Here is a 14,213-nt window from a genome sequence, read left to right as displayed (position 1 = left end):
GGAAAATTTTCCGCAAACGATTTAACAGCAATTTTATGGCCAACTTGACTACCTTTATTTAAAATAAATAAGTATATCGTTATGAATGAAGCATTTGTACAGCGCATTGGTCAGGAGCTGTCTGAGTTAGAAGCTGCCGGACTGTTTAAAAATGAAAGAAGTATTGAAAGCCCTCAAGGACCGGAAATCCAGGTTGGTGGTAAAACCGTACTTAATTTCTGTGCCAATAACTATCTGGGACTTTCTTCTCATCCTGCCGTACTGGAAGCTGCCAAAGCGACCATTGATAAAAGGGGCTATGGTATGAGTAGTGTACGATTTATCTGTGGAACGCAGGATATTCATAAAGAACTGGAAGCCAAGATCTCTAAGTTTTTGGGTACAGAAGATACGATCTTATATGCAGCAGCCTTTGATGCCAATGGTGGTGTATTTGAACCCTTGTTTGGCGCTGAGGATGCCATTATCAGCGATGCGCTCAATCATGCCTCTATTATTGACGGAGTAAGGCTCTGTAAAGCAGCCCGTTACCGTTATAACCACAATGATATGGAAGACCTGGAGGCAAAATTAAAAGAAGCCAGTGGTCACCGTAGCCGCATTATTGTAACAGATGGTTCCTTCTCTATGGATGGCACCATTGCGCAGTTAGATAAAATTGTGGCTCTGGCAGAAAAGTATGACGCTATTGTGATGAGTGATGAGAGTCATTCTACAGGTTTTATCGGTAAAACCGGCAGAGGTACCCATGAATACAGAGATGTGATGGGTAAGGTGGATATTATTACGGGCACCTTAGGCAAGGCCTTAGGTGGTGCTAGTGGTGGATTTACCTCCGGCAGAAAAGAAATTATTGAACTGCTGCGCCAGCGCAGCAGGCCCTATTTGTTTTCCAATACCTTAGCTCCCAGTATTGTAGGTGCATCCATCGCCATATTGGATATGCTCAGCGAAACAACCAACCTACGAGATAAGTTAGAATCCAATACCCGTTATTTTAGAGAAAAAATGACTAGTGCCGGTTTTGATATTAAACCTGGCATTCACCCGATTGTGCCAGTGATGCTTTATGATGCTGTGATCGCCCAAAAATTTGCGGCAGCTTTGCAAGAGGAAGGCATATATGTAACCGGCTTTTTCTTTCCGGTTGTACCAAAGGGACAGGCAAGAATCAGGGTACAGTTAAGTGCCGCCCATGAGACGAAACATTTAGATCAGGCCATCGCTGCCTTTGTCAAGGTGGGCAAGGATTTGGGTGTACTTAAGTCTTAATATTTTTAACATTTTCGGCGGGCAGGAAAAGAAAAAATTAAAGCAGCGAACAATTTTTGGTTTACTGCTTATTTTGGTTAACTTTGCATTCCAAAATATTTTTTTAACCAAATCCTTTAGCCTTTAAATTTCTATTTAATATGGCAGTGAAAATTAGATTACAAAGACACGGGAGCAAGAAACGTCCGTTTTATTTTATCGTAGTAGCAGACGCCCGCTCTCCCAGAGATGGTAAGTTCATTCAGAAGCTGGGAACTTACAATCCGCTAACCGTTCCGGCAACCATTCAATTAGATCGTCAAAAATCTTTAGAATGGTTACACAAAGGTGCTCAGCCTACAGACACAGTACGTCAGATTTTATCTTTCAAAGGTGTTTTATACCTGAAACACTTATTAAGAGGTGTAAAATTGGGTCTGTTTGATGAAGCAGCTGCCATGCAGAAATTCCAGGAATGGTATTCAGATCATGAAGCCAACGTACAGAAACGTACTGAGGAACATAAAAAGCAGCAGCGTGCAAATCGTCAGCGTCCGGTTGTTAAAAAAGCAACTCCAGCTGAAACCAAGGCTCCTGAGGCTCCGGCTGAAGAAGCTAAGGCTGAAGGATCTGAGCCGGCATAAGCTAAAGCTTTAATTCGCATGTAATTAGTGGCAGGCTGTCAGAATGTAAGTTTTGACAGCCTGCTTTTTTTTAATGTATATTGAGGATAAATTAGATAAGTCGACGATTATATGGCAACAGAATATATTCAGATAGGAAAGTTAGTCGCCACGCATGGCATAAAAGGGGAAATGGTACTTGAGCATGCTGTTGGAGAAAAACTTAAAACGGGTGCGCTAGACCAAATAAAGGTGATTTTTATTGAGCCGGTTAAAGGCGCGTATATCCCTTATTTTGTAGAGAAGATAACGACGAAGCATACAGGTGAATGGTTGGTAAAACTAGAAGATACAAATACCAAGGAAGCTGCCAAACTCCTGACACGCAAGAACGTGTGGCTGGAAAGAGCCGTATTTGACCAACTGGTTGATGGATTTCAGCCGGTATCCTTAATTGGTTATATGGTTATAAATAATGGTGAAGCCTTATCTGAAGTCCAGGAAGTTATTGAACAGCCTCATCAGATCTTGCTCAAAATTACATTTAAAGAAAAAGAAGTATTGATTCCTCTGCACAGTGAGACCCTAAAAAAAGTGGATCCTGCAACCCGCAAATTGCATGTTGAGCTGCCTGATGGACTCCTGGAAATTTATCTGGAAGATTGATTATTAATTACTACCGAATGTTTGTAAGAAAATTCTTGGTAGTTTAAGTTGGTTGTCGTAACTTAACCTTGGTTAAAACAAAGGAAAATTGGTATGTAACCTTTGTGTTTTGGTTTAAAAATGACGACTTATGGATACCACGCAACAATTCGATCAAAGTGTTCCTGAGCAGCATGCGGCTCAGGTTGAACAAAAGGCTGCCACTAGCTTAAAAGACCATCCAGGAGTTTATATACCACCACCACTGTTTTATATTGCATTTTTTTATTTCTCCGTTTTGCTGGAACATGATTTTCCACTGGGTGTTGACTTTCTAAGAAGGCACAATCAGCAGTTTATTGGCTGGGTATTGCTTTTTATCGGAGCGGGTATTGGGTTAATCACGTTAATCCAGTTTATTATCAGTCGTAATTCCATTGTTACCATTAAATCTGCACATTCCCTACAAACCAAAGGTGTCTATAAGTATTCACGTAACCCTCTGTATGTAAGTCTGTTCTTTTTATATTTTGGCGCTGTAATTTTCTGGGGTAATTGGTGGAGTATTATTATTGCGCCTTTCCTGGTCATGGTTATGAAACTCTATGTGATTAAAAGAGAGGAGAAGTATTTGAAACGCCGCTTCGGCAAAGCTTATAAAAACTATAAGAAATCGGTCCGCCGATGGTTCTGATAATGATTTTGATTTGGTAGTTTTCTTTTTTTCATTTTTTTAGATTTAAAATTGGAGGTAAGTCCTTTACATAAATGTGAAGGGCTTATCTTTTTTAGTGTGTTTGCCACAAAATGACCCCGTGTTTATAAGCGCCGGTTAACTTCAGTCTTATCTCATTTTTCACGTTGGTGGTGTTTGTCCATTCTTATTTCAAAAGTTATTATTAGCCTGATAAGATGGAATGCATATTTGTTAAATATAATGGAAGCAATCAGTCCAAAAAGTAATTTTTAAAAGAAAGTGAAAATAGAGTCAACTATTTAAAAAAAATAAAACTAACTTTTGAAAAGGTTTTCAAATGAAAAATAGAATTATATTTTAATTAGTTACAATAATTTGATGGTTTATTTTTTTTTATTTATCATAATGATTTCATAAAAAAAGTTGAAATAATCAATGAAATTTAAATTTCTTATACTTACTTTTGGTTTATTATAATAAATAAGTTGGACTTAATAATTTAACGATTAACAATAAATTAAATTAATCCTAAGAGAGTTTAACATTATCCATTAGGTTCGCATTAAACTTCTTCAACCAGAAATTAAATAATAGCATTTATGAAAAAGCAATTTGACCTATTATTCAAGACAGCTTTGTTGGTTATTCTCATTTTGTTTGTACAAAGTTCTATGTACGCGCAGAATGGAACTATTTCAGGAGTTGTCAGTGATTCATCTGGCGCACCGTTACCGGGCGTAACGGTTGGCGCTAAACAAAGTAATACCCATGACATAACCAACAATGATGGTTCATTTTCCTTGAAGGCCCAAGTAGGAGAAATTTTGACATTTTCCTATATAGGCTACACTCCGCAGGAAGTGGCAGCCGCCGCAGGCGTTATGAAGATCGTGCTGGTGCCCAGTCATGCGACGGTCGCTGCGGGGATGTCGTCGTTACCGCATATGGGATAAAAAAGGAAAACAAAAATCTGGGTTATGCCGTTACAACAGTAGCAGGGGATGACATTACCAGAACCAATTCCATCAATCCCATTGCTGCCTTGCAAGGTAAGGTCGCCGGGCTTCAGATTAACGTCATGAATTCAGCTGGCGTTCAGACTTCACCTTATATTCAGCTTAGAGGCGCAAAAGTAGTAGGTGGCAACAATCAGCCCATCTTTGTAGTGGACGGCAATATTTTACAAAATAACATATCAGGTCCGGATGCAGCCGATCAGGGATCCCAATTATTAAACCTGAATCCAGATGATTATGCATCCATAACGGTACTGAAGGGGCTGCTGCTACCGCCATTTATGGATCACGTGGCTTAAACGGAGCAATTGTCATTACCACTAAATCCGGTAAATCAGGAAAAGGTATTGGCGTGGAGTATTCAAGCACTTATCAAACCACTGTAGCTTATGCGCCATTTATGGAATTGCAAAATGAATATGGCCAGGGGTTCTATTATAGGGAAGGTGCCTTTTACCCGGATGGAACCCAGGACAGGACGGTTACCAACTGGGGACCAAAATTTGACGGGACCTTGCATCCTGCTCCATGGAATCCTGATACGCTTGTGCCCTATATCGCAAAGCCTGATAACTGGAAAACTTTCTATAATAATGGACGTTATGTGAATAATAATATAACCTTGAGCGGAGGCTCTGAGAAGGCAAATTATCGGATTTCCTATTCAAATACAGAAGATAAAGGAGTTTTACCTAATAACAAATTAAAAAGAAATGCAGTAGACATGAAATTTTCAGGAGAGATGAATAAGGTCTTTTCTGTTGATATGGGCGTGAATTATGCAAATACGAAGGTTTATAACGTATGGAATCAAAGCCGATATTTTTGGACAGGCGGGCAGAATCTAGGGTTCAATGTTTATTATGTTCCCAGGAATACAGATTTTGAACAGTGGCATAATACCTACCGAAATCCGGATAACTCCACCAAACCACAGCCTTTTACGATCGGATCTGGACAGGGAAATGCCATTGTTGGAGGCTTCTCGGCTATGGACAAGAACAATAGGGTGAACACGCAAAATTCCTTACTTGCATATTTACAGTTAAATGCCAAAGTAACGCCCTGGCTGGATTTAAGTGCCAAAGGCAATATAAATTATTACAATCAACAATTTGAAGAAAAGGATTACGGTAACGGTAAAGATAATTCTGGCGGCTATTATGGGACAGGGGGTAGCTATACGACCAACTATGATGTACTGTTTATGGCACATGCTACTAAAAAAGTCAATGACTTTAATTTTGATCTGAGACTTCTCAATGAATATTACGGAAATCTGAAAGGAGAAACTTATGGTGCACATACCAATGGTGGCTTAAAAGTGCCTAACCAATTCTTTCTTGGCAATTCTGTCCAGGATTTAGGTACGACCAGTTCTATAAATTACGGGATCAGTTACCCTTCTTTAGGTACGGTCAGTATTGCCGGAGATTTTAATATCAATTACAAAGATTATCTGAATCTGGAAATTACCGGAAGAAATGACTGGTTATCTACATTGACCTATCCGGTTAACGTTCCGGGGATGAATAATTATAGTATTTTTTATCCCTCCTTCAACCTTTCCTATGCATTTTCTGATCATTTGCGCAGCAAGCTTCCAGAGTGGCTGACATTTGGGAAACTTAGGGCTTCATTAGCCTATGTCGGCAATGATGGTGTTGCAGGTGCCTATTCTACAGGAGCCGGTTATGGCCCGGGCGTTTTGGTAAATATAAACGGTCAATCTGTTCCTACTGCTTCCATATTAAATGGAAATGTAAAACCGAACTATGATCTGAGACCGCAAAAACAACGTTCTATTGAACTGGGGACCAACCTGGCATTTTTCAAGAATTTATTTGATATTGATTTTGCCTGGTATAAGACCAATACCTTTAATCAGTTATTGCATTTACCGGGAGTTCCAGAAACTGGATACAATACACTTTATATTAATGCCGGAAACATACAAAATACAGGTTATGAACTCCTGTTGAATGTAAATCCGATACGTAGTAAAGACTGGGGACTGACCATGTCGGTCAATATCGGTCATAATGCGGGCAAAGTCGTTAACTTCTATCATTCTAATAGTGGTGATATTACGGACTGGACAATAGCCGGAAACTATGAGGGCGTGGAAACGCATGCATATGAAGGTGGTGCTTTTGGTGTTTTGGTTTCCAGAGGAAGCAATTTTTACTTGATCCTAAAACAGGGTTTCCTATCATTAAAAACAACGGTCGGGTAACAGATACTTCCGCTGCCCACAGAATGGATTTTCAGGACTATGCATATGAATATAAATCAGATGGTCCTGATACACTGGGCAAAATAGAACCTAAATTAACAGGTGGCTTTTCTTTTAATCTCAGGTATAAAAACTTTAGCCTCTTTGCTCAGATGGATGGTCGCTGGGGCGGTTATATCTATTCTGAATCCTGGACCTATGCAATGGGTAATGGCACCCCGCTGGCATCCCTGCAATATAGGGATCAGGCACATGGTGGTTCCCTACGTACAGATGTATATGGCAACCAGGTTTATAACGGGGCCGTACCGGACGCCGTTTTTGCTGCGGGAGAAAAGGGCAATACCCCAACTGGGCAAAATGTAGATATAGGAGGCATGACGTTTAAAGAGGCTTATAACAAAGGATATGTAGCATCTTGGTATGCACCCGCCTACTATGATGGAGGTAATAGTGCAGGTACTTATGATTGGGAGAATGGAATTAACTGGAATGGTGCCATTGCCGAAGAGAGCTGGCTGATGCTTCGGGAAATAACGCTAGGGTATAACGTTCCGGCCAAGATTTTAAGAAAGACCCATGTTTTTCAGGATGCCAAAATCAGCTTTTCAGCAAGAAATATTGGCTATTTATATAATTCCCTTCCTGGAAAACAAAATCCGGGCAGTATACAGAGCAACGATCCATTTAATCCATGGATCACTGGTGGAGCTCCCTTTACAAGAACATTCGCTGTACGTCTAGACCTGAAGTTTTAACTTATTAAATTGATATCAAAATGAAATCGACAAGAAAATATTTGACTGGATGTCTGTTAACTGCGGCTATTGCCTTATTTGCGCAGTCTTGTCAAAAACATCTAACGTCATTAAATACGAACCCGAATTCCTTACCTGATACCAGGCCGGAATATCTATTCACAAACTATACCGCTAATTTTAATTTATCGGGCCGATCTGATCTTATCAATAGATATACTTATTTACAGTATATGCAGTATATCGTACCAGATGGAGGCGCAAATGCCGATACCTATTGGAAGCCTGGTCAGACGACAGGTGGTCCGGTGCCTCCCTTTGCTTATTATAATACCTTTTTTAATACCATCGGGTTTGGTATGCAGCGCACTATAGAAAAAATAGATGCCATGTCAGCTGATCAAAAAGATACTTATGATAACCTAAAGGCTATTTGTGAGATCGTAAAGACCTATGAAGCGTGGCGTGTTTCCGATGCGGTAGGAGCGATTCCATATAATCAGGCTTTCGATGATGTGCAGTACCCGTTGCCAGCTTATGATTTTGAGCAGACACTTTATAAATCTTTTGACTCGACTTTAAAGGTAGCCGCTACCATCTTAAAGGCGGATAAACCAGGTCAAGTTGACCTGGGGCAACAAGACTTTTTCTATGGGGGCAATATTCAGCATTGGCAAAATTTCGCTAATACGTTACGTATAAAAATCGCCCAGCGATACGAAAAGCGGGACGCAGCAAATTTGGCAGCTGTCCTAAATGACATTCATGCTAATTTTGCTGATTCTATTATCTCAAGCAATGACGGCTCATTTGGTTACACACAGCCAAGAGGATGGGATAGTAATGTTGATGATATTAATAATTTGTTTATCAATTATAATGCGTCTTATGCATTTGTTGAATTTTTGAAATCCACAAAGGATCCTCGTTTGCCTTTAATGGTTCGCCAAAACGACTGGGGGGATAATGCCGTTAAATACACCAGGGTCAAACAAAATGGTACTGCAAGCTCCATCGCTACCGTGGATTCAGTCTCGCAGAATGATCCGTCCAGGTATTTTGGTGGGCATGCTTTTCCAGCTGCTAATGCCAATACCGCATTTGGATGGACAGGGCTACCCAGAAGCCACACATTTTCCCTTACAACTGCGGTAAATGGAAGTACCACAACAACGCTGGATTACTTAAGCAGAATTCAGACAAGGATATTTTTGAAAAATGGTGGTTTTGGCGGATTTAATAACCAACCTGGAGATGTCATTCATACTGATGAAACATATAACCAGGCTTCCGATGATATATTTATGAGACCGCTGTTCCTAACGTATGCAGAAACCTGTTTTATGATGGCTGAGATTGCTGCAAAGGGAGGTAATGGACTGGGTTCCACTGCAGCTGAGTGGTATAATAAGGGTGTAAAAGCATCTTTCGATGAGTATAAAACGGTGGGCGTGCAGACCGCAGTGCCTAAAGCAGATACCTGTCAGTTAGGGGATTACCTTAGCAGATATCCATATAATGGTTTAACAAGCATCTATTCCCAGTCATGGGTGGAGTTTTTGGCCAATCCAGAAGAAGCATGGGCCATGTGGAAACGCACAGGTTATCCAGCGTTTTCTACTTTTAATCCCAGTGGTACAAATCAGATTGGTGATGGGAGCGGGGTTGCTTATTTGGAGAAACTGCAAAGCACTTCAAATGATGTCCTGACCATTCCTCGAAGAGCAGGCTTTGTAATAGGAACAACTGGCGCAAATCTGAATGAAAATAATTTTGATCAAGCACTTCAAATGATGATTTCGCAAAATCCCGACTATGGTGTAGATGGGAAAGCTACTTATGGCAGGACTTGGTGGGATAAGAAATAGTGAAATGAATAAGATGTTTATAGAAAGATGTAAGTTGTTTTATTGATTGGATGATTTTGGTAACACTTAGCCGCAACCAACTAGAAAGACCCGCCTTTAGGCGGGTCTTCTCTATTTTGAGCCTTAATAGCCAAAATGAAGAAAGAAGTACTGCGCCCAATTTATTCCAGCTGGCCTTAATAATGACCTGGCGTATAAAATCACATGAATATGCGATTGTATCCGCCCAGGCTTTTTAAGAATTTTATGTTGCGTTTGGACGCAAAAAAGTAAGTTTCCCAGATGCCCAGCGGTTACCTGTTTGACCCACTCATAAAACGTTTATTATGAAAAAGAACCTGATGTTTATTTCTGTGATTAATATACTATTGTTAGCTATGATGATTTTATTTAATCCACAGGTTGGCTACTCCCAGCTAAAAATCGGTAAGCCCAATAAGGCGATCAAAAATGAGCGAAAAGTAAGTTTGAAAACCAAACTGCCGCCTTTTAAAGGCAAAGCCCCGGAAAAGAAGGCAAAAACTAACCTGGTGAGCGGATTGCCTGCTGCTCCAAATCAAGGAGGTATTCATCTTACAAGCCCTCCTAAAAAACACCGAGGGAATTTTAAGCATCCCAAAAAAGACTCTTTACATGGGCCTTTAAATCCCAGAAAGAGAATTTCCTGGTCTACTGTGACCAACGGCACTACCAACGCTTCTACCAATGGGCGCAAACTCCGAAAGACCAAAGTCTCCCAAAAGGGTGCTACCAAAACCATTAATCAACAACCGCTACCGCCCAAAGCCAATAGTAAACAAATAGAAATCAATAAAAATAGTAATACGACTAAAAAGAACTCGAAAAATGCAAAAAAGCAGTAAGTTCAGTTGGTTATCGAGATTGTTGCGTTTAACGAACATTATTCTAACAACTAGCATATATATATTATGCCGATAAAATTATAAAACCATGAAAATTACTTTACCAGATTAGTACTGCTGGCCACTACACCGCTGATCTGCAGTTGCAATAAACACCACAATACACCAGCTCCAGTATATAAGCAACTGACTTTTACTGAGACGGATTATCTTTCTGAACGTAGAGCAGATTTGTGCGGTGCGGCTGCAGATTGAACTTTACTTTTTGCTGGCGGTACAAATGACTCAAAAAGGGTGTGTCTGCAATAGTAGATATTTATACAAGTGGATCTAATTCCTGGTCAACTACATTCCTGCAGGAACCGCGTTTTGGGCTTGGGGCCGCGGGAGCAGGAAATAAAATTGTGGTTGCAGGTGGAGCCTTGTACAATATGACCACCCCGTCCATTGCAGAAATTTACAATACAAAAAGTAGAACATGGACTTCGGAGGCTGTGAAAGTAAAAGGTACCTATCTTGCAGCAGGAGCTGCGGGCAATAAGATAATCTTTGCTGGAGGAATTAATTTTTTTAACAGTCAAATAATTTCTGAAGCTGATATTTATGATGTAAAGACCGATAAATGGACCCAAAGTGCCTTAAGTAAAGGTCGTTGTTTATTGGCTGGGGCTGGCATCGGTAATAAGATTGCTTTTGGGGGTGGATGTTTGTTTTACGTTGGAGGTTATACTGATGAAGTTGATATTTATAATACAAATTTGGGCAAATGGTCTACTGCTCATCTTAGCGAAGCCAGGGGGCTTCTGGCCGCCGCGGCAGCAGGTAGTAAAATCTTGTTTGCCGGAGGTTTTGGCTCTTCGGGGTATAGTTCCACTGTTGATTTGTATGATATAAAAACAGACAAATGGACGGTTATGCATCTAAGTGAAGCGAGAGATCACTTAACTGCCACCGCATGTGGTAACAAGATTATTTTTGCAGGCGGAGAAAATAATTCTGGCTATTCAAGTACAGTAGATATCTATGATGTAAGTCAAAATAGTTGGTCAACTGCCTCTTTAAGCCAATCTAGAACAAGGTTTGCTGCGGCTGCATGGGGGAAGACGGCCATTTTTGCGGGTGGGGTAATTGAGAAAAAGGGAGGCACAGACGTTGCGGTTATTTTTACATTAAACCCATAGATGACAGCTTTTTGTTTCCCAGAAATCCAATCGTAGATATACATATCGGCTTTGATATTATTTATGGTTGGCTGTTAATAGCCTTCAATAAAGATAAATAAGACAGACGCGCAATATTATTATTACGCGCCTGCCTACTATTTAAACATCACTAAACAAAGATTATTATTATCTTTTGAGCCTATCGCTTGCTATCGCTGCCTATATAACAGGACTATTTTTAATTTTTGGGCAGTCGTTATTGACCTCCAAATCCATCTTGCCCGCCAGAAAAGTGACCTCGCCAGAGCTGACATCATAAATGGCAGTGGTGACCAGTAACCTGTTTTCAGTGACAGCAACCTGGATTACCTCGCTTTGCTCTAGCATTTCTTTGAGCACATTTTCCATGTGCAATAAAGTGACTTTACGTACAAAATCAGGATTTTGGCTACTGCGGTTATGCTGCTCCGTTTTTTCGGCTAAAATCGCTGGCTGGATTTTTTCCAGCAGCCCCGTCAGATTGCCCAGACTTACCTGATCACAGGCACCGCCAATGGCACCGCAGCCGGTGTGACCCAGGATCAGGATAACGGGTGTGCCGGTTACCGCTACTGCATATTCCAGTGAGCCCAGCACTTCAGGGGTAATGACATTGCCTGCGATCCGAATATTAAATATGTCACCTATTCCCTGGTCAAAGACCAGTTCTGCAGCGACCCTGGAATCCATGCAGCTAAGTACAGCTGCAATAGGTTGTTGTCCATTTTTGGTGGCATCAATGCCACTGTGATGGTCTCTGTTTAACCGGCTGTTTGCCATAAACCGTTGGTTGCCTGTTTGAAGGATTTGTAGTATTTGACCCGGATTTTTGATTTGTGTGGTCTTATTGATACTGGGTTGACTATTCATGGGTGTTAATTTTACTGTTTACATAATTTAAATTGTACGTCGAATTCAGCCTTGGTTAAACTGAGACGACTTTCAGCTCATCCAGCAATTTGGTGTGCTTGCCTGCCGAACGCCTGGCCTCCTGATCCTGGTCCAGTTCATTCATGAGGTAGTTTACCCGACTGCCTTCCGGGATCCTGTAACTGTTTTTAAATCCGACAAGCGACACGGTAATGCCTTTTTCTCTTGCCTTTACGTCATGGAACTCTCTGATCACTTCTAATACGTCATAATCAATATAAGCGCTATCGGTGGCATCTATAATAATTGTGCTGCCCTGCGAAAAAGCATCTAAAGTTTTTTAATGCTGCCCTTGTTCAGAAAGGAGACCTCCTGCGCCAGTCTAAGCGTAATGGCATCCCCGTTTTTAGACTGGATGCGACGGTAATAATAAGGAATCCGCATATTACCACGCAATAGATAGAAAATATTGATGACAAAGCCCAATGCTACCCCTTTAAGTAAACCCAGGAAAGGAACAGCCACGGCGATGGCGGTCACCACAAAAGGAATAAACTCTGTTGGGCCCACTTTGTACATATGCCTGAAAATAGAGGGTCTTGCCAGTCGATAACCAGTAAAAATTAAAATAGCTGCCAGCGCTGCTTTTGGAATCAGGTTCAAAATGGCCGGTATAGTGGCCACACAGATCAAAAGTAAGGATCCATGTACGATGGTAGAGAGCCTGGTCTTTGCCCCGGAATTCAGATTCGCACTGGAACGTACGATGACTGAAGTAATTGGCAGACCGCCAATCAGGCCACTGAGGATATTGCCAATACCCTGTGCTTTCAGCTCTCTGTTGCCAGAAGTGTTTCTTTTGAGTGGGTCCAGCTTATCCGTGGCTTCAATACAAAGCAGGGTCTCAATGGAGGCAACAATTGCAATCACTGCCCATAGCGCCAGACCTGCGGATTTAAAAAGCCTGAAAAATCAGGTGTGGCGAATTGCTGTGCAAAATCCTTGAAGGACGTTGGGATGCTTAAATGAACCAGGTACTCTTGCTGTAATGCAAGCTTGTCTGCAGAGGTTTGAAAAAGCAGGTGCAGGCCGGTTCCTATTAAAACAACCAACAAGCCAGCCGGAATTAGTTTTGCCTTGCCCGGAAGCTTTGTCTGCCAGAGTATCAGGATGCCCAGACAGACAACAGAAATGATAACAGCTCCAAAGTGGAGGTTATCAGTAATACCCGCAAGTGAAGATAAATTAATACCTCTTTCGGCGTCCTGTAGCCCTAAGAGCTCTCCATGAAACCCTACGGCGTCTGGTAATTGCTTAAAAATAATGGTGAGGCCGATACCTGCCAGCATACCTTCAATGACACTGGAGGGAAAGAAATTGGCAAATGTGCCTGCCTTGGCAAAACCAAGTAGCAATTGAAAAACACCTGCCAGCAGCGTTGCGCATAGCAGGATTTCAAAAGCGCCTAACTCTTCCATGGCGCCTATTATAATGGCTACCAGGCCAGCTGCAGGACCGCTCACACTAAAAGTGCTGCCGCTCATTAGTCCAATGACGATACCACCGATGATCCCTGAAACAATCCCTGCAAATAGCGGGACATTGGAAGCTTGAGCAATACCCAGACAGAGGGGCAAGGCAATTAAAAATACAATCAATCCCGCGATCAGATCTTTTTTCAGAAAGGAAAAGACTGTGGAGGGTGATGTGGAAGATGATGTTGAAGATGATCTATTTTGTTTCATAAAAATTATTAATAAGTTGGTTCAGCGTAATTACTGGCCAGGATATTCTGCCAGCTGCCAGAACGTTATTTACTTCGTGCATTGGTTTGAATATGGACAAAAGATGGCCAGTAGGTTCCAAAAACCTGCATTAATAGCTAAGTTGGCGCTAGCAATTAGGCTTAGCTAGTAGCCTGGCGCACATAGCTGCACAGATAAGTATCCTAATAAAATAAGGGTAATTTGGGTGAACAACGGTGCACCGTCTTCTAACATGTATTGATTGCACTACATGCAATAATAACAGTTCCGGTAGAGGTAGACAGGCTGATACTGGATTTTATTTTCTTCCAGCGAATAGTTTTTACCTTTCCTAAATTAAGGGCCAGGCATGTAACTGGTCAGACGAGTATGGTGAAATTCAAAACAGCCTTCGCCTTTGTATTAAACAGCAAAAAGA

At 41.2% G+C, this 14,213-nt stretch carries 15 protein-coding genes; 11 read left to right on the top strand and 4 right to left on the bottom strand.

The annotated features are described in order from the left end of the window. The first annotated feature begins 81 nt into the window (after window positions 1–81). From kbl to FSB73_RS03555, 11 genes are all read left to right on the top strand, one after another. A complete protein-coding gene (kbl, locus tag FSB73_RS03605) occupies window positions 82–1,272 on the top strand; it encodes a glycine C-acetyltransferase (protein WP_146780157.1) in 1,191 nt (396 codons plus the stop codon). A gap of 140 nt (window positions 1,273–1,412) precedes the next feature. Next, entirely contained in the window at window positions 1,413–1,895 is a 483-nt protein-coding gene (gene rpsP / locus FSB73_RS27205) for a 30S ribosomal protein S16 (RefSeq protein WP_146780156.1), read from the top strand. Window positions 1,896–2,006: 111 nt separating this feature from the next. Further along, window positions 2,007–2,540 (top strand): ribosome maturation factor RimM, encoded by a 534-nt coding sequence (gene rimM / locus FSB73_RS03595; protein WP_146780155.1) that lies wholly within the window; start codon window positions 2,007–2,009, stop codon window positions 2,538–2,540. Window positions 2,541–2,670: 130 nt separating this feature from the next. Continuing rightward, the gene (locus FSB73_RS03590) at window positions 2,671–3,213 is read left to right on the top strand and encodes a methyltransferase family protein (protein WP_146780154.1); all 543 of its coding nucleotides are present in this window, start codon (window positions 2,671–2,673) and stop codon (window positions 3,211–3,213) included. 602 nt (window positions 3,214–3,815) lie between these two features. Further along, on the top strand, window positions 3,816–4,169 hold the full coding sequence (locus FSB73_RS03585; protein ID WP_146780153.1) for a carboxypeptidase-like regulatory domain-containing protein: 354 nt from the start codon (window positions 3,816–3,818) through the stop codon (window positions 4,167–4,169). Beyond that, a complete protein-coding gene (locus FSB73_RS23465) occupies window positions 4,166–4,531 on the top strand; it encodes a TonB-dependent receptor plug domain-containing protein (RefSeq protein ID WP_225974763.1) in 366 nt (121 codons plus the stop codon). The genes FSB73_RS03585 and FSB73_RS23465 overlap by 4 nt, the downstream gene beginning before the upstream one ends. 53 nt (window positions 4,532–4,584) lie before the next feature. After that, a complete protein-coding gene (locus FSB73_RS03575) occupies window positions 4,585–6,468 on the top strand; it encodes a SusC/RagA family TonB-linked outer membrane protein (RefSeq protein WP_146780151.1) in 1,884 nt (627 codons plus the stop codon). Between the two features lie 23 nt (window positions 6,469–6,491). After that, the gene (locus FSB73_RS03570) at window positions 6,492–7,226 is read left to right on the top strand and encodes a hypothetical protein (protein ID WP_146780150.1); all 735 of its coding nucleotides are present in this window, start codon (window positions 6,492–6,494) and stop codon (window positions 7,224–7,226) included. Between the two features lie 20 nt (window positions 7,227–7,246). Next, the gene (locus tag FSB73_RS03565; protein ID WP_146780149.1) at window positions 7,247–9,094 is read left to right on the top strand and encodes a SusD/RagB family nutrient-binding outer membrane lipoprotein; all 1,848 of its coding nucleotides are present in this window, start codon (window positions 7,247–7,249) and stop codon (window positions 9,092–9,094) included. A gap of 326 nt (window positions 9,095–9,420) precedes the next feature. Then, window positions 9,421–9,957: a hypothetical protein gene (locus FSB73_RS03560; protein WP_146780148.1), complete on the top strand. Its 537-nt coding sequence runs from the start codon at window positions 9,421–9,423 to the stop codon at window positions 9,955–9,957. A 296-nt stretch (window positions 9,958–10,253) separates the two neighbouring features. Then, window positions 10,254–11,138 carry a Kelch repeat-containing protein gene (locus FSB73_RS03555; RefSeq protein WP_146780147.1) on the top strand — a complete coding sequence of 295 codons (885 nt, stop codon included), beginning with the start codon at window positions 10,254–10,256 and terminating at the stop codon, window positions 11,136–11,138. Window positions 11,139–11,339: 201 nt separating this feature from the next. On the opposite strand, the gene FSB73_RS03550 is transcribed toward FSB73_RS03555, so the two are convergent. The 4 genes from FSB73_RS03550 to FSB73_RS26230 all read right to left on the bottom strand — a co-directional run bounded on the left by FSB73_RS03550 (window position 11,340) and on the right by FSB73_RS26230 (window position 13,774). After that, window positions 11,340–12,029 carry a carbonic anhydrase gene (locus tag FSB73_RS03550; RefSeq protein ID WP_146780146.1) on the bottom strand — a complete coding sequence of 230 codons (690 nt, stop codon included), beginning with the start codon at window positions 12,027–12,029 and terminating at the stop codon, window positions 11,340–11,342. Between the two features lie 55 nt (window positions 12,030–12,084). Next, window positions 12,085–12,285 (bottom strand): hypothetical protein, encoded by a 201-nt coding sequence (locus FSB73_RS24020; protein ID WP_225974459.1) that lies wholly within the window; start codon window positions 12,283–12,285, stop codon window positions 12,085–12,087. Window positions 12,286–12,359: 74 nt separating this feature from the next. Next, entirely contained in the window at window positions 12,360–12,959 is a 600-nt protein-coding gene (locus FSB73_RS26235; RefSeq protein ID WP_262712484.1) for a SulP family inorganic anion transporter, read from the bottom strand. Beyond that, window positions 12,956–13,774 carry a SulP family inorganic anion transporter gene (locus tag FSB73_RS26230; protein WP_262712482.1) on the bottom strand — a complete coding sequence of 273 codons (819 nt, stop codon included), beginning with the start codon at window positions 13,772–13,774 and terminating at the stop codon, window positions 12,956–12,958. Before FSB73_RS26230 ends, FSB73_RS26235 begins: the two co-directional genes overlap by 4 nt. Between the last annotated feature and the right edge of the window lie 439 nt (window positions 13,775–14,213).

The sequence above is a fragment of the Arachidicoccus ginsenosidivorans genome (assembly GCF_007971385.1).
GTDB classification, from domain to species: Bacteria; Bacteroidota; Bacteroidia; order Chitinophagales; family Chitinophagaceae; genus Arachidicoccus; species Arachidicoccus ginsenosidivorans.
Note: the sequence above shows the minus strand (reverse complement) of the source record. Positions and strands in the feature narration are given on the sequence as shown.

What these genes read in the sequence shown, in the direction of transcription:
- kbl (WP_146780157.1), top strand. Translation starts at nt 82, where the DNA reads ATGAATGAAGCATTTGTACAGCGCATTGGTCAGGAGCTGTCTGAGTTA.
- rpsP (WP_146780156.1), top strand. Translation starts at nt 1,413, where the DNA reads ATGGCAGTGAAAATTAGATTACAAAGACACGGGAGCAAGAAACGTCCG.
- rimM (WP_146780155.1), top strand. Translation starts at nt 2,007, where the DNA reads ATGGCAACAGAATATATTCAGATAGGAAAGTTAGTCGCCACGCATGGC.
- FSB73_RS03590 (WP_146780154.1), top strand. Translation starts at nt 2,671, where the DNA reads ATGGATACCACGCAACAATTCGATCAAAGTGTTCCTGAGCAGCATGCG.
- FSB73_RS03585 (WP_146780153.1), top strand. Translation starts at nt 3,816, where the DNA reads ATGAAAAAGCAATTTGACCTATTATTCAAGACAGCTTTGTTGGTTATT.
- FSB73_RS03570 (WP_146780150.1), top strand. Translation starts at nt 6,492, where the DNA reads ATGGATTTTCAGGACTATGCATATGAATATAAATCAGATGGTCCTGAT.
- FSB73_RS03565 (WP_146780149.1), top strand. Translation starts at nt 7,247, where the DNA reads ATGAAATCGACAAGAAAATATTTGACTGGATGTCTGTTAACTGCGGCT.
- FSB73_RS03560 (WP_146780148.1), top strand. Translation starts at nt 9,421, where the DNA reads ATGAAAAAGAACCTGATGTTTATTTCTGTGATTAATATACTATTGTTA.
- FSB73_RS03550 (WP_146780146.1), bottom strand. Translation starts at nt 12,029, where the DNA reads ATGAATAGTCAACCCAGTATCAATAAGACCACACAAATCAAAAATCCG.
- FSB73_RS26230 (WP_262712482.1), bottom strand. Translation starts at nt 13,774, where the DNA reads ATGAAACAAAATAGATCATCTTCAACATCATCTTCCACATCACCCTCC.